The organism is Clostridium sp. chh4-2 (assembly GCF_002899675.1).
In the GTDB taxonomy this organism is placed as follows: domain Bacteria; phylum Bacillota; class Clostridia; order Lachnospirales; family Lachnospiraceae; genus CHH4-2.
Genome location: NZ_PKUU01000017.1, coordinates 45,779 through 64,922, shown reverse-complemented (window position 1 = coordinate 64,922; position 19,144 = coordinate 45,779). Strand labels below are relative to the sequence as shown.

The following is a 19,144-nucleotide window of genomic DNA, read 5'->3' as shown; positions in this document are numbered from 1 at the left end:
GAATCTTTTTCTATCTGCTGTTAATTGATTTTGCCAGCTCTGCTGCAGCCTGGCGGCAGTCTGCCATAACCTTCTCTTCGTCGATCCGGGTCAGGATTCTGTCTTTCATCAGCACTTTACCGTTGGCTACCGTTGTTACAACACTGCGCCCCGTCATTCCGAACAGGATGTGGCTGTTGCAGTTATCCGCATTCATCGGTGTCAACGGAATATAATCCGTAACGATCACGTCCGCCGCCGCGCCTTCCTTTAACACACCCAAAGGCTTTTTAAAGTAGCGGTTTGCGATCTTCGCATTTCCTTCAAATAACATGGCCGGAACCTCGCCCCATGCCGCGTTGGCATTGCAGAGGTGATGTTTGTGAAGCACATTGGCCACCTTATAAGATTCTGTCATATCGTGGGTATATCCGTCAGTTCCAAGTCCTGTTAAAACGCCCGTATGGAAAATCTCCATAGTAGGCGGGCATCCGCACGCATTGCCCATATTGGATTCCGGATTATGTACAACCATGGTATCCGTTTCCTTTAACAGTTCCATCTCATGTTTATTAACATAGATGCAGTGAGCCGCCAAGGTCTTGCTTCCCAACACATCGCAGTCCATCAGACGGTCGATAATCCGTTTGCCGTGGGCATGCAGGCACTGATGAAGATCTTCGATTCCCTCTGCCACATGAATGTGGTATCCCACTTCTTCCGGTTTGCTGGCCGCACACAATTCCATGGTCTCATCTGAAATGGTAAAGGATGCGTGCATTCCCATCATTCCGGCAATCATATCGCTGTCATCCGCCAGAGCGTGTTTGATAAAATCCACATTCTCTTTCACGGAAGCTTTGGCCTTATCCTTGCCGTCGCGGTCGGAAATCTCATAGCAGAGACAGGATCTCACTCCGGTCTCTTTTGCAGCCTCTTCTATGCGAAATAAGGACCCTTCTATATGTCCGAAGCTGGCATGATGGTCGAAGACTGTGGTAACGCCGTTTTTAATGGAATCCACATAAGTTGCCATGGCGCTTAAATACGTTTGGTCCAAAGTCAGATGACGGTCTATGGTCCACCACATTCCGTCTAATATATCTAAAAATCCGTGGGGATCGTATCCGTTGATGCTGAGCCCTCTTGCAAATGCGCTGTAGATGTGTTCATGTACATTAATAAATGAAGGCATGATCACTCCGCCCTTTGCATCGATGTATTCCGCATCCGGATAAGCCTTTTTTACCTCATCTAAGGAACCCACTTTTACGATTGTGTTCCCATCTATTGCAACTGCCCCGCATTCCACGAATGGGTTGCTGTTATCTCTTGTTATCATTCTTCCATTGCCAATTACCAGCATGTTTTACTCTCCTTTGCTCATATAATGATATTGGATATAATGCACAACCGTCCTTCCCCAAAACGGCAGCGCGAACTACATATTGCCTCATGACTACAGTCTATCATTAATAAATAAGAAATGCAATACACATTTACAATTTTTTTCAGAATACCTAAAAAATTTTTAGAAAAACTATTGATTTTTAATTTTTATATGCTATGATTGGAGTATGATAACATTTCGCGAAAGGGAGTATCAGTATGAATTACCCATTGGATCTGCTGATTCAGATCGCACATGGAGTTGCCACCCAATTTGGCAGCGCATGTGAAATAGTAATCCACGATCTCACCAAAAAAAATATCGAAAGTTCTATCGTCTACATTGAAAACGGAAACATCACAAACCGTTCCGTGGGCGACGGTCCGTCCGGTATCGTTCTGGAAACTTTAAACAAGGATCCGAAGCTATTGGAAGATCGCCTTGCATATCTGACTAAAACAGATAACGGCAGGATTTTAAAGTCCAGTACAATGTATATCAGAGGTGCAAATAACGACGTAGAATACATTTTTTCACTCAACTACGACATCACCGGTCTTCTCACCTTCGACTCGGCTCTCAGAACTCTCATTACCACCGAGACGGAGAACTCCAAAGAACAGCCGAAGAAGATCACTCACAATGTAAACGATCTGCTGGATACCTTATTAGAACAGTCCGTCGCATTGGTGGGCAAACCGGTGGCTCTCATGAGCAAAGACGATAAGGTGGCCGCTGTCCAGTATCTTAACGACGCAGGCGCATTCCTTATTACCAAGTCGGGTGATAAAGTGTCCAACTACTTCGGTATTTCAAAATTCACCTTATACAGTTATCTGGATTCCATCAAACAGGCTCAGGCCGCACAGCGCGACGAAAGCAGCACGCAGCATGATTAATTAGGAGGTTTTCAACATGAAAGCAATTGAATGGGCTGTCAATAAGATGCCCAAAACAGACGACAGACAGTTACCTGTTATGGCAATTTCTGAGATCAAAAAGGCAAGAACATTTCACGAGAGTTTCCCACAGTACAGCGAGACACCGCTTGCTAAGCTGGACCACATGGCTGAATTCTTAGGACTCGGTGAAGTATATGTTAAGGATGAATCTTACCGGTTCGGTTTAAACGCATTCAAAGTGTTGGGCGGTTCCTTTGCGATGGCCCGTTACATAGCTCAGAAGACCGGAAAAGACGTATCCGAACTTCCATACAGCGTCCTGACTTCCGATAAACTGAGAGAAGAGTTCGGTCAGGCAACTTTCTTTACCGCTACAGACGGCAATCATGGACGAGGTGTTGCATGGGCAGCCAATAAACTGAGACAGAAAGCAGTTGTATTTATGCCTAAGGGTTCCACAAAAACCCGTCTGGAAAACATTCAGAAGGAAAATGCCACCGCTACGATCGAAGAAGTCAATTATGACGAATGCGTCCGCATGGCCGCTGCCGCTGCTGCCGAAACTCCTAACGGAGTCGTTGTTCAGGATACAGCCTGGGATGGTTATGAAGAGATTCCGGCCTGGATTATGCAGGGATACGGAACCATGGCTTTGGAAGCCAACGAACAGCTGGAAGGATATGGCTGCGACAGACCGACACACGTGTTCATTCAGGCAGGCGTTGGTTCATTAGCAGGCGCGGTTCAGGGATATTTCGCAAACCGTTATCCTGAGAATCCTCCGAAAGTTGTTGTTGTGGAAGCCGATGTGGCTGCATGCCTTTACAAAGGCGCAAAAGCCGGCGATGGCGGCATCTACATCGTAGACGGCGATATGCAGACCATTATGGCAGGTCTTGCATGCGGCGAGCCAAACACAATTTCCTGGGATATTTTAAAGAATCATGTAGATACATTTGTTGCCGCTCCCGACTGGGTTGCTGCAAAGGGTATGCGCATGCTGGCTTCTCCTATTAAAGGCGATCCGCAGGTTACTTCCGGCGAATCAGGAGCCGCACCGTTCGGTGTTTTAGCATGCATCATGCTGATGGACGAATATAAAGAGTTAAGAGAACATCTTGGCCTTAACAAAGATTCAAAGGTACTGCTCTTCTCCACAGAAGGCGATACCGATCCGGACCGTTATAAATCAATTGTCTGGGATGGAAACGAGCGTTAATCAAATTTCAACTATATATTCTATATTAAATGGAGGGTATTTCATTATGGATTTTAACAAAATCAAAGAAGCTGCTAAAAATTACGAAGCTGATATGACAAAATTTTTACGTGACATCGTAAAATTCCCGGGCGAAAGCTGCGATGAGAAAGCTCACATCGACCGCATCGCTGAAGAGATGAGAAAACTGGAATTCGACAAAGTAGAGATCGACCCGATGGGCAACGTTTTAGGCTACATGGGAACCGGCGCAACATTAATCGGCTACGATGCACATATCGATACCGTAGGTATCGGCAACATCAGCAACTGGGAATTCGACCCATACGACGGATTCGAATCCGATTCTGAAATCGGCGGCCGTGGAACTTCCGATCAGTTAGGCGGCATCGTATCAGCTGTTTACGGCGCTAAGATCATGAAAGACTTAGGACTGTTAAGCGACAAATACACCGTTTTAGTAACCGGTACGGTTCAGGAAGAAGACTGTGACGGACTTTGCTGGCAGTACATAATCAACGAAGATAAAGTAAGACCTGAATTCGTTGTTTCCACAGAGCCGACAGACGGAGGTATCTACCGCGGACAGAGAGGACGTATGGAAATCCGCATCGATGTTAAAGGCGTTTCCTGCCACGGCTCCGCTCCTGAGCGCGGCGACAACGCAATCTACAAGATGGCCGACATTCTTCAGGATGTACGTTCCCTGAATGAAAACGATGCAGCAGACAGCACAGAGATCAAAGGTCTCGTAAAGATGCTGGATGAAAAATATAACCCACAGTGGAAAGAAGCCAGATTCTTAGGACGCGGTACTGTTACCACATCCGAAATCTTCTTCACATCACCAAGCCGCTGTGCAGTTGCAGACTCCTGTTCCGTTTCCTTAGACCGTCGTATGACAGCCGGTGAAACATGGGAAAGCTGCTTAGACGAAATCCGTAACCTGCCAAACGTAAAGAAATACGGCGACGACGTAAAAGTATCCATGTATGACTACGCACGTCCTTCTTATAAGGGACTTACTTATCCGATCGAATGCTATTTCCCAACCTGGGTAATTCCTGAGGATCATGCAGTAACAAAAGCTCTGGAAGAATCCTATAAGAGCATGTTCGGTGACGAGCGCACCGGTTCTGAAGAGACAGTGGAGATGAGAAAAGCTCGTCCTCTTACAGATAAATGGACCTTCTCAACCAACGGAGTTTCCATCATGGGACGTAACGGAATCCCTTGCATCGGTTTCGGACCTGGCGCAGAAGCTCAGGCTCACGCTCCGAACGAGAAGACATGGAAAAAAGATTTAGTAACTTGTGCAGCTGTTTACGCAGCACTTCCTACATTATATTGTAAATAATTTTTTACACAATGCCTTTCACCCTTTAAGTAAAAGGACCAGGTCATTCGCATTAAATGGTGAAGGCATTTCCGAAAAAGCCTTCGTTCCTTCCCCAAATTAACGAAGTGCAGAACGGGCCCCTTATGTTAAATCAATAAAACAAGATAAAACCAACAAATCAAATTTAAAATTTCAGGAGGCTATTAAAACTATGAAAACTTTACAGGATTACATCGACAAACTCAACGCGTTAAACTTCAAAGAAATGTACGAAAATGACTTCTTCCTCACATGGGAAAAGACAGACGACGAACTGGAAGCAATCTGGACCGTTGCTGACGCTCTCCGTTATATGAGAGAAAACAACATCTCCACAAAAGTATTTGAAAGCGGCTTAGGAATCTCTTTATTCCGTGACAACTCCACACGTACACGTTTCTCCTTCGCATCTGCCTGCAACCTGTTAGGTCTGGAAGTTCAGGATTTAGACGAAGGCAAATCTCAGGTAGCTCACGGCGAAACCGTTCGTGAAACAGCTAACATGATCTCCTTCATGGCTGACGTTATCGGTATCCGCGATGATATGTACATCGGAAAAGGCAACGCTTATATGCACGAAGTTGTTGATGCAGTTACTCAGGGACATAAAGACGGCATCTTAGAGCAGAAACCTACTTTAGTTAACTTACAGTGCGATATCGACCATCCTACACAGGCCATGGCTGATATGCTTCACATCATCCATGAATTTGGCGGAATTGAGAACTTAAAAGGTAAAAAGCTGGCTATGACATGGGCTTACTCTCCTTCTTACGGAAAACCATTATCCGTTCCTCAGGGCGTTATCGGATTGATGACACGTATGGGCATGGACGTTGTTCTGGCTCATCCGGAAGGATACGAAGTTATGCCGGAAGTTGAAGAAGTTGCTAAGAAGAACGCTGAGAAATCAGGCGGAAGCTTCAAGAGAACCAACGATATGGCAGAAGCATTCAAAGATGCTGATATCGTATATCCAAAGAGCTGGGCTCCATTTGCAGCTATGGAAAAACGTACAGATCTGTACGGAAAAGGCGACAGCGACGGAATCAAGGCTTTAGAGAAAGAATTATTAGCTCAGAACGCAAACCACAAAGACTGGTGCTGTACAGAAGAGCTGATGAAGACAACAAAAGACGGAAAAGCTCTTTACTTACACTGCCTGCCGGCTGATATCAACGATGTAAGCTGCGTAGACGGAGAAGTGGAAGCATCTGTATTTGACCGTTACAGAGATCCTCTTTACAAAGAAGCAAGCTACAAACCATATGTAATCGCAGCCATGATCTTCCTCGCTAAATTCCAGGATCCGGCAGCAATCTTAAAGAAACTGGAAGAAAAAGGAACTCCAAGAATTTTTAAATAATAAATATTCACAGGAGCCGCCTGCGCTTTGCCGGCAGGCGGCTCTTTTTCACTCAAAAAAGGAGATTTTATCATGGAGAAGAAACAAAGAATCGTTATTGCGTTGGGGGGCAACGCACTTGGAAATACCCTTCCTGAGCAGATGACTGCTGTAAAGATCACTGCAAAAGCGATCGTAGACCTGATTGAAGAAGGCTGCGAAGTTGTAGTTGTTCATGGAAACGGACCTCAGGTCGGCATGATTAATAATGCTATGGCCGCTCTTTCCAGAGAAGATCCGAATCAGCCGAATACCCCACTCTCCGTTTGTGTTGCCATGAGCCAGGCTTATATCGGCTATGACCTCCAGAACGCTTTAAGAGAAGAATTGCTGAACAGAGATATTGACAATATTCCGGTTACCACTATGATCACTCAGATGCGCGTGGATTTAGACGATCCTGCATTCCAGAACCCGTCCAAACCGATCGGCCATTTCATGACCGAAGAACAGGCCCGCATCGCGGAAGAAAAATACGGTTATATTATGAAAGAAGATTCCGGACGCGGATGGCGCCGTGTAGTGGCTTCTCCTAAGCCTGCACAGATCATCGAGCTGGGAGCAATCCGTTCCCTAGTGGATGAAGGCCAGCTGGTTATCGCCTGCGGCGGCGGCGGAATCCCTGTTACCCTGAAAGGAAATCATTTAAAGGGCGCCAGCGCTGTTATCGACAAAGACTTTGCAAGCTGCCTCTTAGCTGAGGAACTGGATGCCGATTATCTGATCATCCTCACTGCTGTTGAAAAAGTTGCCATTAATTTTGGAAAACCAGATGAAAAATGGCTTGATTCCATAACACCAGACGAAGCGAAACAATACATGGAAGAAGGTCATTTTGCACCGGGTTCCATGCTTCCTAAAGTTCAGGCAGCCGTTAAGTTTGCCGAATCCAAGCCTGGACGCAAAGCATTAATTACCTTACTCGAAAAAGCAAAAGACGGAATCCAGGGCAAAACCGGTACTAAAATTCAAAAAGCATAAGGAGGATTTACATGGATCACGGAAAACAGCAAGGGTCAATCTTTGAACTGAATGGTGTCCCAAAATTCTCACAAGCGATCCCCCTGGCATTACAGCATGTAGTCGCAATGATCGTCGGCTGCGTAACACCTGCCATTATCATTGCCAGTGTTGCCGGTATTGATGAAGCCAGCCGCGTAATCCTTATCCAGGCGGCACTTGTAGTATCCGGACTATCAACATTATTACAATTATTTCCGATTGGAAACAAAAACGGCTTCCATATCGGTTCCGGCCTGCCCGTTATCATGGGCGTAAGCTTCGCTTATCTCCCCAGCATGCAGGCCATTGCAGGTGACTTCAATATTGCCACTATTTTGGGTGCACAGATAGTGGGCGGCATTGTAGCCATCCTGGTGGGACTTTCCATCAATCAGATCCGTAGATTCTTCCCTCCGTTAATTGCCGGAACGGTAGTATTTACCATTGGTCTGTCCCTGTACCCTACTGCGATCAACTATATGGCCGGCGGAACCTCCAGCCCAAATTACGGTTCCTGGCAGAACTGGTTAATCGCTATCTTTACTTTAGTTGTTGTTACACTGTTAAATCATTTTGGTAAAGGCATTTTTAAACTCGCTTCCATCTTAATCGGCATCATTGCGGGATATTTAGTTTCCATACCGTTTGGAATGGTGAATCTTACCGCAGTCGGTGATGCAGGCATATTCCAGCTTCCAAAGCTGATGCATTTCGGAGTTGAGTTTGAAATTTCTTCCTGCGTAGCGATCGGACTCTTATTTGCGATCAACTCCATCCAGGCGATTGGCGACTTCTCAGCCACCACCATAGGAAGTATGGATCGGGAACCAAGGAATGAAGAGTTAAAAGGAGCTATCGTAGGATATGGTATCACCAACATTCTGGGTTCCCTGCTTGGCGGTCTCCCTACCGCAACTTACAGCCAGAACGTAGGTATTGTTACCACTACAAAAGTTATCAACCGCTGTGTACTTGGCCTGGCAGCAATTTTAATCCTTATGGCCGGCCTGGTTCCCAAGTTTTCCGCTCTCCTCACCACAATTCCTCAATGTGTTTTAGGAGGCGCAACGGTTTCTGTATTCGCTTCTATCGCTATGACTGGTATGAAGCTTGTTATGTCAGAGGATATGACCTACCGGAACACTTCCATCGTCGGACTAGCAGCCGCTTTGGGTATGGGTGTTTCCCAGGCCTCCACATCCTTATCGGCATTCCCATCATGGGTGACCACCATTTTCGGGAAATCGCCGGTTGTAATCGCAACGATTGTTGCCGTATTACTCAATATTGTCCTGCCCAGGGATAATAAAAATAATTGCCATTTAAAAGCGGAAGAACTGCCAATTCTTTCACTTTATCCTCTATTTTGTGTAATCATATACTATACAGAAAAAGCCCCATACAGGAGTTTGCAAGCGCCTGTATGGGGCTTTTTCTGATTTTAAATAGCTACACCCTGCCCTTTTCCACCTTTTTCCGGATCAGCAGGTAGCAGATCATATGAGCAGCAGCCGTAATGGCCCAGGATACGGGATAGGACAGATAGAGGGTTGTCATGGTATGGTCCGCCGCAAATATGGTAAAGATCCACAAAACCCTAAACGCACAGGCTCCGGTCAGTGAAACAAGCATCGGCATAACGGAAAATCCCATGCCCCGCAGCACGCCCACCATGGTATCCATCAGCCCGCAGATAAAATACGTGGAGGCGATGATCTCAAGGCGGTATAATCCGTATCTGATCACTTCCGGGTCGGAGGAATAGATTCCGAGCAGGTGTGGACCGGCCAGTATCGCGCCGAATCCCATGACCGCGCCCACACAGGTTACCAGCCCAAGGCAGATATACATCACCTTTCTCATGCGCCGGTACTCTCCCGCCCCATAATTCTGACTGGTAAAGCTTAAAGCGGTCTGATAAATCGCATTCATAGAGTTGTAAATAAATCCCTCGATATTGGAAGAAGCCGTATTTCCCGCCATCGCCACCGAACCGAAGGAGTTAATGGATGACTGGATCAAAACATTGGACACGGAAAAGATCGCTCCCTGCAGCCCTGCCGGAAAACCGATCCTGGCGATTGCCTTCATCTTCGCAGGCACAATCCTTAATTTTCTCAAACAGAGTTTATAAGAGGATTCTGATTTCATCAAGCACATCACGATGAGCGCAGCGGAAATGCATTGGGATATCACAGTAGCCCAGGCAACTCCCGCAACTCCCATGGAAAATACGATCACAAAGATCAGGTTTAATACAACGTTGACAATTCCAGCAGAAAACAGAAAATACAGCGGCCTCTTGGTATCCCCCACCGCCCGCAGAATCGCAGCCCCAAAGTTATACAAAAGCATGACCGGCATACCCACAAAATAGATCTTCATATACAGCGTGGAATGTTCGATCACATTGTCCGGGGTTCCCATCAGCGTCAGCAGAGGCCGGGCCAATATCACTCCCACCACCAGCAGAATCCCGCCACTTATTATGGACAGCAAAACCGAAGTATGTACGGTTTCCTCCACTTCTTTATCCTTTCCCGCCCCGTAAAATCTGGCCACCAGCACATTAGCACCGATGGACAGGCCGATAAATACATTGACTAAAAGGTTGATTAAAGAACTGGTAGACCCCACCGCGGCCAGAGATTCACTTCCCGCAAAACGCCCCACGACAATGATGTCCGCCGCATTAAAAAGCAGCTGTAAAATTCCTGATAATATCAGTGGTACTGCAAACACGATGATCTTTCCCAGCAGAGGGCCGTGGCACATGTCCACTTCATAACCCCTCGCCGCCTTTTTTCCTTCCCTGCTCATACTCATAATCTCCTCGTATATTATCTTGTTACGCAAGAAGAAAGGCACCCGTTATCAGAATGCCTTTCCACTGTAAATCTTATGAATGGCAATGGTGGTCATCGCTATGGCAATCATGGTCACCTTCGTGATGATGATTGCACATGGTATCAGGATCGTAATTCAGGCTGCCTTTTAATAAAGCGTCAACTGCCTCATCTGCATTTCCTGACACTCCCGGATATAAATCAATATCGGCTTCTGATAAGGCCATTCTGGCGCCCATACCGATGCCGCCGCAGATCAGGGTATCAATTCCCTTATCCTTTAAAAATCCGGCCAGCGCGCCGTGTCCTTCGCCTACCGTATCGATCACCTGGCTATTAACGGCTTTTCCGTCTTCCACTTCATATACCTTAAACTGTTCTGTATGGCCAAAATGCTGAAATACCTGGCCGTCTTCATAAGTTACCGCTATTTTCTTCATTGTGAAACCTCCTCATCTTTTCCTTTGCTGCAGCAGTGCTTTCCCCGGTTTTCCCGCTTCCTGCACGCATGTTCGCAGCACTGTCCGGAATGAGGGCAGATTCTGTATTGTCCGCCTCCGATTTCCAGCCGTTTCCCATTGATTAAAGCATCCGCCACTTTCTTTCTGGCACTATCGTAAATCGCCTGAACCGTGGTTCTGGCAATCTCCATCTGGTTGGCGCACTCTTCCTGGGTACAGCCTAAAAGATCAATTAAACGGATCGCTTCGTATTCATCCAGGGTCATATCCACTCGTTCCGCTTCCATATCCCTGTGACACGGTGCAAATGCTGCAAATTCAGGCATTGCACATATTCTGCGTTTCTTCTGTGGACGGGGCATAACAGTTCTCCTTCATTTCTGACATATGTCATATATTACTCTTGTTACCGGCATATGTCAAGTATATTGTTATAAATTGTTTTGGGGGAAGTTACTGTTGGTTAATATTGATTAATATTTAAATGATTACGGCCGTATGTGTATTGCGGTAAGCAGTTTTTCCTGATATAATAAACAGCACAATATTTTTTTCTATATTTCAATTCTGCGGGATATGACCGCAGTCGTTTGGCCGTTTCGGCCGCAGTTTTCCATTTAAAACAAATTAAATACAGGAGGTGGCACAGCGTAAAACTTGATTCTGATATTGAAAAATAATATAATAAGGAGAGACAGATGAAGACAGAAATTTTACAGTGGCATCCCGCTTTTTATGCTGCGGCTCAGATCGAATTTGGTGATGAATTGGATAAACTTCATTTTGAAAATGAACATCAGCTGAGCAAGAAGCCATTATTAATTGATGCGCTGATTATTAAGCTTCGGCGTGGAGACAGGATTCATAAAAATATTGGTAAGATATTCAGAGAACATAATATTATCGAATATAAAAGCCCGGAAGATTATCTTAGTATCAACGATTACTATAAAGTTCTGGGGTATGCCTGCTTTTATCAGTCGGATACGGAAAAGGTATGCCAAATACAGCCGGAGGAGATTACAATTACCTTTGTATGCACTCACTTTCCTAAAAAACTAATGAACTATTTATCCGGACGAAAGGACTTTTTTATTGATTGTGTGGAAACTGGTATCTATTATGTAAATGGCGGTGTATTTCCCATGCAGATCATAGTAATTGACCGGCTATCTTCTGAAAATAATATTTGGATGAGCAGGCTGAGAAAGGATCTGACGATTGCGGACGATATTGACCGGCTGGCAAGGGAATACAGACAGAAACGAAACAGCCCCTTGTATTCGGCTGTTATGGATGTGATAATGAGAGCAAACCATGAGGTAGTAGAGGAGGCAAAGAATATGTGTGATGCAATCAGAGAATTATTTGCGGATGAGTTGGAAGAAGGCGTTAAGCGGGGCGTTCAGTTAGGAAAAGAGCAGGGTTTAGAGCAGGGCCTGGAACAAGGGCTGAAACAAGGGGTACAGCAAGGTCTGGAACAGGGGTTGGAGCAAGGCATTCGTGCATTGATATTAGATAACCTGGAAGAACGGAAAACCAAAGAACAAATCACTGCAAAATTGATAAAACGCTTTGAACTAAGTCCGGACAATGCGGAAACTTATTTTAATAAATATGGTAACACCACAGCTTTATAAGTCAAATCTAATAGTCTTTTCTTTCCTCGGCTAAGCTGATATCCATCCTGAAAAGCGTGGGATTGACAACTATGTCGGCTTTTAATTCTACGCTTTTCAGGCGCATTAATTCAATCAAACATAATAAAGAGCTCAAATACTGTCATATACGTATTGTAAAAGCTTATTACCCGATATTTAAATAGCAAAATATATTTTCTATATTCTAATTCTGCGGAATTGAACCGTAGTCGTAAGGCCGTTCCGGCCGCAGTTTTCCATATAAAACAAATCAAAAACAGGAGGTAGCTCAGTACAAAACTTGATTCTGACATTGAAAAATAATATAATAAGGAGAGACAGATGAAGACAGAAATTTTACAGTGGCATCCCGCTTTTTATGCTGCGGCTCAGATCGAATTTGGTGATGAATTGAATAAACTTCATTTTGAAAATGAACATCAGCTAAGCAAAAAGCCATTATTAATTGATGCACTGATTATTAAGCTTCGGCGTGGAGACAGGATTCATAAAAATATTGGTAAGATATTCAGAGAACATAACATTATCGAATATAAAAGCCCGGAAGATTATCTTAGTATCAACGATTACTATAAAGTTCTGGGATATGCCTGCTTTTACCAGTCGGATACGGAAAAGGTATGCCAGATACAGCCGGAAGAAATTACAATTACCTTTGTATGCACTCATATTCCTAAAAAACTGATGAACTATTTATCCGAACGGAAGGAATTTTTTATCGATTGTGTGGAATCTGGTATCTATTATGTGAACGGTGGCGTATTTCCCATGCAGATCATCGTAATTGACCGGCTTTCTTCTGAAAACAATATTTGGATGAGCAGGCTGAGAAAGAATCTGACGATTACAGATGATATTGACCGGCTGGCAAGAGAATACAGACAGAAACGAAACAGTCCTTTATATTCGGCTGTTATGGATGTGATAATGAGAGCAAACCATGAGGTAGTAGAGGAGGCAAAAAATATGTGCGATGCAATCAGAGAATTATTTGCGGATGAGTTGGAAGAAGGCGTTAAGCGAGGTGTTCAGTTAGGAAAAGAGCAAGGTTTGGAACAGGGTTTGCAGCAGGGTCTGGAACGGGGCCTGGAACAAGGGTTACAGCAAGGTCTGGAACAGGGCCTGGAACAAGGGTTACAGCAGGGTCTGGAACAGGGCTTGGAACAAGGCATTCGGGCATTAATATTAGATAACTTGGAAGAACGGAAAACCAAAGCACAAATCACTGCAAAATTGGTAAAACGCTTTGAACTAAGTCCGGAAAATGCGGAAACTTATTTTAATAAATATGATAACACCACAGCTTTATAAGCCAAATCTAATAATCTTTTTAATGAGAGCAATCCATGAGGTAGTAGAGGAGGCAAAAAATATGTGTGATGCAATCAGAGAATTATTTGCGGATGAATTGGAAGAAGGCGTTAAGCGGGGTGTACAGTTAGGGAAAGAGCAAGGTTTGGAACAGGGGCTGAAACAGGGATTGCAACAAGGTCTGGAACAAGGGTTACAGCAAGGTCTGGAACAGGGCTTGGAACAAGGCATTCGGGCATTAATATTAGATAACTTGGAAGAACGGAAAACCAAAGAACAAATCACTGCAAAATTGGTAAAACGCTTTGAACTAAGTCCGGAAAATGCTGAAACTTATTTTAATAAATACGGAAACCCTACAGCACAATAAACCAAAATCCCATATGCATAAGTCGGCCTATTTAATTTTAGCTTCAGCATATTTGATATCCATAACACATTCAAACTAAGAACGTCATCCGACACCAACGGATTATGCATAAATCCTATATCAGTAACGCGATTTAGTTTTACCCCAGGAAGTAAAAGCCGGCAAGAAAATACAGAGGCCTGTATGAGAAATGAGATCAATAAAACAAGGGCAGAAAAGTGTATAAACATTTTTCCGCCCTTGCATCATTTTTTTATAATTTATAGTATCTGTAAACAACAATGCACCAACTACGGCCCAATTGTAAGCGGCACTCCCACCTGACAATATTCCCATAAGATATCCATCACGGAATTATCGACTGCGATACATCCTGCAGTCACACCTCCGGGATACCGGTCGCCGTGAATCTCAATGGCTCCGCCAAGAGCGGTATCCCAAGGCGGCGTCTCTCCTGCCTCATTAGCTTTAATGATGGCATCCCGTTCTTCTTCGGTAATAAGTCCTGCCTCATAGCCTCGTTTAGCATCCGGAATGGCGGGATAAGAAACACCTAACGCGAGATAATAGTCACTTTTTTCATTTTTCAGGCACACGTAAAAGCTTCCGCTGGGTGTTCTTCGGTCTCCCTGAACCTCTTTATCGCCCGAGCCGGATTCCTCTCCCAATGAGGCCGGATAAGTGCCGATCACAACTCCGTTCTGCTTTAAAATCACTTCCTTGTTGATCTTACTCACATAAATGGTAACTCCGTTGGTAGACGGCTTGATCTTCGCTCCCGGTCCCACGACGCCTGCCTGGCTTCCTGCTGTAAAGGATAAGGTAAGCACCGCAGTCAGTATGGCAGTCAGAACCCGTCTCGTTCTTTTTCCTGTCTTTTCTTTCATGTCCTGCTCCTTGTCATATTTTTTCTGATAGCATAAGTATACCATCTTCTATGGCAATTGCATGTTACAAAATTCTTAATTGTTCAGCGGTTACGATTCACTGCCCTTACAATTGCAGCTCTCCGCTATTTAATCAGATTTTCCGCTAAAATCCGGTCCACATACCGCTTAGCTTCTTCCCCTAACTCCATAAACGGACTTCTGGGGCTGCCCACAGGATTGCCCTGGGTTTCCAGCACATATTTTACAGCCGGAATCAGTCCCACATTGCAGAACGCTTCCATAATATGATTGGCTTTATGCTGCATCCGGCGGGCATCATCGATTCTTCCCTCTAAAAATGCATCGAAAATCTTCTTATAATGAGGCAGCATACAGTTAAAAGTGCTTCCAATAGAACCGTGAGCCCCCAAAGCCAGGCCGGCCACCATCGTCTCGTCAAATCCATTCCAAATCTTCAGATTCGGATTTAATTCCAGAAAACGTTCCATCTGATACACCACCTGATTGGTATGTTTCACGCCTTCAATGGCCTGGCTGGTAAACAGTTCTCTGTAATCCGGCTGGTTTAAATCAAATTCTCTTTTGGTATTTCCCGGGAAATTATATACGATCACCGGCATATCCACTGCCGCTGAAATCTCATAATAGTATTTGCACACCTCTTTTGGTGAAAAGCCGTAATATAACGGCGGAGTTGCTGCAATCCTGTCAAATCCCAATTTTTTTGCCTCTTTGGCAAATTCGATGGATTCCTTTGTGGACAGGCTGCCCACATGGGCAATCAGGTCGGTTCTTCCCTTTGCAAAAGAAGCGGTTTCAAATGTTTTCACCCGCTCTTCATGGGAAAGTAAAAAGCACTCCGCACTGCTTCCTCCGATAAAAAATCCGGCCGCACCTTCCTCTAAATTGCGTTCCATCAGCTGTACAAGTGCATCCCCCCATACCTGGTCATCCTGTGTAAACGGGGTCACAGAAGCTACATAAATTCCCAACTCACCTGTATTCATATTCGTTCCTGTTCCTTTCTCCTTTTATTTCCAAATGTCTTTTAATGGCTTAAAATAAAGCCCTTTTTCCATTCCGATTATATCACAAAATATCTTATTGTGATATCTCTTTTCTATTGAACAAATATATGTTAAAATAGACAAGATTCGACTTAATGAAAGGACTGTGAAGATGACTAAAAATAAAATTTATAAACCTCTGCTGTTAGCCGCTGCCCTGTCCGCCTGTATGCTTTCTGCCTGTACCAAGGCGAAACCCATCACGGCGACTCCTTCCGACGCAGTGGAAACCGCTGCCGCTTCCAACGAACTGCAGATGCCTGACGGCATGAAACGGTTAACACCTGACGGACCAGAATATGAATACATAGAAAAAATGAACATACCGGAAACAGAACCCGCGCCGGAATATCTGCGAAACGGCGTCCAGCATGCAAAAGTTGCAGAACTCCAGGCCCGGCTGATGGAATTAGGCTTTATGGAAAATGATGAGCCTACAGAATACTACGGCCCAGTTACCGAAGCCGCTGTCCGCTCCTTCCAGAGACAGAACGAACTGGCTATGGACGGCATCGTGGGCAGCACCACATGGGATTCCATCATGAACCCGGACGCAAAGTATTATGCCGTGGCAAAAGGGGTTTCCGGTGAGGATATCAAGAGAATCCAGAACCGTCTCTATGAACTGGGGTATCTCCCCACCGCTGATCTTGTAACCGGTAATTTCGGCGATACCACGGAAGCCGCAGTATTAAAGCTTCAGGAAACCAACGGAATCAACATGGATGGCAAGGTGGGCTGGCAGACCTTGAACCTGATGTACAGTGATGAGATCAAACCGAACATCCTGGCATTTGGAGAAAAGAGCGAAGTGGTATTGGCCGCCCAAAACCGTTTGAATGAATTGGGCTATATGACTTCCAAACCGGATGGAACATACGGCAGCGACACATCCGTAGCCGTTAAACAGTTCCAGTCCAGAAACGACCTGGTAGTGGACGGTTATTTAGGGCCATCCACCAGAATTGCCTTAAACAGCTCCAGTGCCCGCCCTAACGGCCTTGTATTGGGCGACAGCAGCGATGCAGTGGAACGGGTTCAGCAGCTTCTCAGCAAATACGGCTACCTCTCCTCTGCCAACGCAACCGGATATTTCGGTGAACTGACAGAACAGGCGGTTAAATCCTTCCAGTCCAACAACGGCTTGTCCGCAGACGGATCGGTTGGAATCATGACCATGGCGAAACTGACTTCCGATAAAGTGAACAAAGCCCCGGCTAATTCAGGAAAAACTTCCTCCGGTGGGGGCTCTAAGAATAACACCGGAGGCGGTTCCGGTGGTTCTTCCGGCGGAGGCGGTTCCTCCAGCGGCGGTTCTTCCGGTGGCGGCGGAGCCGGTGCAAACGCTTTGATCTCCATTGCCAGTTCCAAGATCGGCAGCCCTTACGTATGGGGCGCCAAGGGACCGAATTCCTTTGACTGTTCCGGTTTCGTCTACTGGTGTCTGAACCAGGCCGGCGTCAGACAGAGTTATCTGACCTCCTCCGGATGGCGGAGCGTTGGAAAATATACCAAGATCAACAGCATCTCCGCTCTCCAGCCTGGAGATATCATCGTGGTAAGCGGCCACGTAGGCATCGTTGCAGGCGGCGGCACCGTAATCGACGCTTCTTCCAGTAACGGAAAGGTAGTTCATAGAAGTTTGAGCGGATGGTGGTCCAATAACTTTATCTGCGGATGGAGAATCTTTGGATAGGGGGTAAAATCTTTGTTTATTGACTAAGGTACGCCGGAAAGAAGGGAGGAGCCGGGCGGCCGGAGAACATAAAAAGGGATAGGGGATTCGAGTTTCGCCCCTAAGTGATACTACGGCTTCCAAGAACGAAAAAAGGCAGCGCGGTGCCCATTCGCGGTGAACTCTTGATGACTTCATCGCTCAGAGGGCACCTCAAATACTGATTCGGAATTCAGTATTTGTCTGCCTTTTTTCATTCTTGGCAGCCAAGTATCACTAAGGGGCTGCAAACGATCCCCTATCCCTTTTTATGTTCTCCGGCCGCCCGGCTCCTCCCTTCTTTCCGGCTGTTGCTTGGCTAGCTGGGGATAAAAAAGATTTAGCAGGTAAGAGTAATTATTACGGCAACCATGTGTATTCTTGCCGCCATAGGTCAGCCAATCACGCCTGCCACATAAACTTCTCCACCATTAATCTTAAAAATATCGTCCTCAAGTTTTTGGTCTCGGTTAATTTTCTTTACATATTCCACTACCTCATTAAATTTCGGATCTTCGGAAGATAAGATGTAGGGGGAGCCGTCTTTTGGAAGGTAGGCGGGGAGATAGGATACGGTTTGGAGTTTTTTATTTTTAACGGTCCATTTTACAACCATGGATAAATAGCAGTCCATGGGAAAGCTTCGCTTTGTGGTTTGGAAGGCGGGGCTGATGGCGGTCATTTCCGTGTGGTTTTTAGAGGTCTTCATATCCTGGCCGATGGCTTTTTGGTCGCGGAGCATGTCTGTTACTTCTTCCATGGCAAAGTTGCCCAGGCTGTAAAAAATTGCCTTTCCCCTGTATACTTCCACCGGCTTCAGAATATGGGCATGGTGGCCGAGGATCAGGTCGGCTCCGTGATCGATGGCAAAATGTGCATAATATTTCTGATAATCAGCCACCACCGCCTCTTTAAAGTGGATTCCCCAATGAATCGATACGATCACCAGATCGGATTTCTGTTTCGCTTCTTCAATGTCCTTAATCATATGATCCAGGTCTTCCGGATGAGGGAAGGTGTAGATCCGGCATGGTGTTCCCGGCTGGTCATGTTCAACGGGGACATAAGCGGATATGCCTCTGGCCGGATTGCAGCCCGGACGTTTTTCCTGGGCCCAGAAGCCTTGGGGCAGAATGCTGTTGTAGGCCAGCACTGCCACCTTAGTTCCTTCAACATCGATTACAGGATATTTTCTGGCTGTTTCTTCATCCTCTCCCGCTCCGGTTAAATACAGGCCCGCAGCCCGTATATGGCCGCAGGTTTCACAAAAAGCATCTCTTCCATAGTCCAGAGCGTGATTGGATGCAAAAGAAATCACATCAAAGCCGGCGTCCTTCATCACCCCGGCAAGCTCCGGTTTCGAACTGCATGGCATTCTGGTACAGGAGGATAAAACACCGTTTTCACTGAGCACAGCCTCTAATTGCCCGAATGTCAGATCTCCTTTTCTGAACCGGTCCGCCACATGCACAAATGACGATGACAAATCCTCTCTGTAAGGGGCACAGTCCCCTACTCCATACATGACTAATTCACGATTTTCCATCAT

The 19,144-nt window shown here is 45.6% G+C and carries 17 protein-coding genes; 10 read left to right on the top strand and 7 right to left on the bottom strand.

Annotated features, from left to right (window positions below):
- Positions 1-10: 10 nt before the first annotated feature.
- Complete coding sequence (gene ssnA / locus C0033_RS17395) at positions 11-1,345, bottom strand: putative aminohydrolase SsnA (protein ID WP_103229171.1); 1,335 nt, start codon at positions 1,343-1,345, stop codon at positions 11-13.
- Between the two features lie 242 nt (positions 1,346-1,587).
- On the opposite strand from ssnA, the gene C0033_RS17390 reads away from it, so the two are divergent.
- The 6 genes from C0033_RS17390 (at position 1,588) to C0033_RS17365 (ending at position 8,714) form a co-directional block, all read left to right on the top strand.
- Entirely contained in the window at positions 1,588-2,268 is a 681-nt protein-coding gene (locus C0033_RS17390; RefSeq protein ID WP_103229170.1) for a helix-turn-helix transcriptional regulator, read from the top strand.
- Between the two features lie 16 nt (positions 2,269-2,284).
- Complete coding sequence (gene dpaL, locus C0033_RS17385) at positions 2,285-3,490, top strand: diaminopropionate ammonia-lyase (RefSeq protein WP_103229169.1); 1,206 nt, start codon at positions 2,285-2,287, stop codon at positions 3,488-3,490.
- 46 nt (positions 3,491-3,536) lie between these two features.
- Positions 3,537-4,847, top strand: coding sequence for a YgeY family selenium metabolism-linked hydrolase (locus C0033_RS17380; RefSeq protein ID WP_103229168.1), 1,311 nt, complete (start codon positions 3,537-3,539; stop codon positions 4,845-4,847).
- 193 nt (positions 4,848-5,040) lie between these two features.
- Positions 5,041-6,234 (top strand): knotted carbamoyltransferase YgeW, encoded by a 1,194-nt coding sequence (ygeW, locus tag C0033_RS17375; protein WP_103229167.1) that lies wholly within the window; start codon positions 5,041-5,043, stop codon positions 6,232-6,234.
- Between the two features lie 72 nt (positions 6,235-6,306).
- A complete protein-coding gene (arcC, locus tag C0033_RS17370; RefSeq protein ID WP_347501170.1) occupies positions 6,307-7,254 on the top strand; it encodes a carbamate kinase in 948 nt (315 codons plus the stop codon).
- A gap of 11 nt (positions 7,255-7,265) precedes the next feature.
- On the top strand, positions 7,266-8,714 hold the full coding sequence (locus C0033_RS17365; RefSeq protein ID WP_180994791.1) for a nucleobase:cation symporter-2 family protein: 1,449 nt from the start codon (positions 7,266-7,268) through the stop codon (positions 8,712-8,714).
- A 10-nt stretch (positions 8,715-8,724) separates the two neighbouring features.
- Here the strand turns inward: C0033_RS17365 and C0033_RS17360 are convergent, their stop codons facing one another.
- From C0033_RS17360 to C0033_RS17350, 3 genes are all read right to left on the bottom strand, one after another.
- A complete protein-coding gene (locus C0033_RS17360; protein ID WP_103229165.1) occupies positions 8,725-10,095 on the bottom strand; it encodes an MATE family efflux transporter in 1,371 nt (456 codons plus the stop codon).
- Between the two features lie 79 nt (positions 10,096-10,174).
- Positions 10,175-10,561 (bottom strand): NifB/NifX family molybdenum-iron cluster-binding protein, encoded by a 387-nt coding sequence (locus C0033_RS17355; protein ID WP_103229164.1) that lies wholly within the window; start codon positions 10,559-10,561, stop codon positions 10,175-10,177.
- Positions 10,558-10,944 (bottom strand): DUF134 domain-containing protein, encoded by a 387-nt coding sequence (locus C0033_RS17350; RefSeq protein WP_103229163.1) that lies wholly within the window; start codon positions 10,942-10,944, stop codon positions 10,558-10,560. The genes C0033_RS17355 and C0033_RS17350 overlap by 4 nt, the downstream gene beginning before the upstream one ends.
- A gap of 336 nt (positions 10,945-11,280) precedes the next feature.
- On the opposite strand from C0033_RS17350, the gene C0033_RS17345 reads away from it, so the two are divergent.
- From C0033_RS17345 to C0033_RS17335, 3 genes are all read left to right on the top strand, one after another.
- Positions 11,281-12,222 (top strand): 3-isopropylmalate dehydrogenase, encoded by a 942-nt coding sequence (locus tag C0033_RS17345; protein WP_103229162.1) that lies wholly within the window; start codon positions 11,281-11,283, stop codon positions 12,220-12,222.
- Positions 12,223-12,564: 342 nt separating this feature from the next.
- Positions 12,565-13,554 carry a 3-isopropylmalate dehydrogenase gene (locus C0033_RS17340; RefSeq protein WP_103229161.1) on the top strand — a complete coding sequence of 330 codons (990 nt, stop codon included), beginning with the start codon at positions 12,565-12,567 and terminating at the stop codon, positions 13,552-13,554.
- Positions 13,532-13,924 (top strand): hypothetical protein, encoded by a 393-nt coding sequence (locus C0033_RS17335; protein WP_180994790.1) that lies wholly within the window; start codon positions 13,532-13,534, stop codon positions 13,922-13,924. Before C0033_RS17340 ends, C0033_RS17335 begins: the two co-directional genes overlap by 23 nt.
- A gap of 290 nt (positions 13,925-14,214) precedes the next feature.
- On the opposite strand, the gene C0033_RS17330 is transcribed toward C0033_RS17335, so the two are convergent.
- Together C0033_RS17330 and C0033_RS17325 are read right to left on the bottom strand one after the other, a co-directional pair.
- Positions 14,215-14,811, bottom strand: coding sequence for a L,D-transpeptidase (locus tag C0033_RS17330; RefSeq protein ID WP_103229159.1), 597 nt, complete (start codon positions 14,809-14,811; stop codon positions 14,215-14,217).
- Positions 14,812-14,936: 125 nt separating this feature from the next.
- Positions 14,937-15,821, bottom strand: a complete 885-nt coding sequence (locus C0033_RS17325) for a dihydrodipicolinate synthase family protein (RefSeq protein ID WP_103229158.1) — start codon at positions 15,819-15,821, stop codon at positions 14,937-14,939.
- A gap of 172 nt (positions 15,822-15,993) precedes the next feature.
- Between C0033_RS17325 and C0033_RS17320 the strand changes: the two genes are divergently transcribed.
- A complete protein-coding gene (locus tag C0033_RS17320; protein ID WP_103229157.1) occupies positions 15,994-17,577 on the top strand; it encodes a peptidoglycan-binding protein in 1,584 nt (527 codons plus the stop codon).
- Positions 17,578-17,989: 412 nt separating this feature from the next.
- Here C0033_RS17320 and C0033_RS17315 read toward each other — a convergent pair whose 3' ends face one another.
- Complete coding sequence (locus C0033_RS17315) at positions 17,990-19,141, bottom strand: CapA family protein (RefSeq protein ID WP_180994789.1); 1,152 nt, start codon at positions 19,139-19,141, stop codon at positions 17,990-17,992.
- Positions 19,142-19,144: the final 3 nt, after the last annotated feature.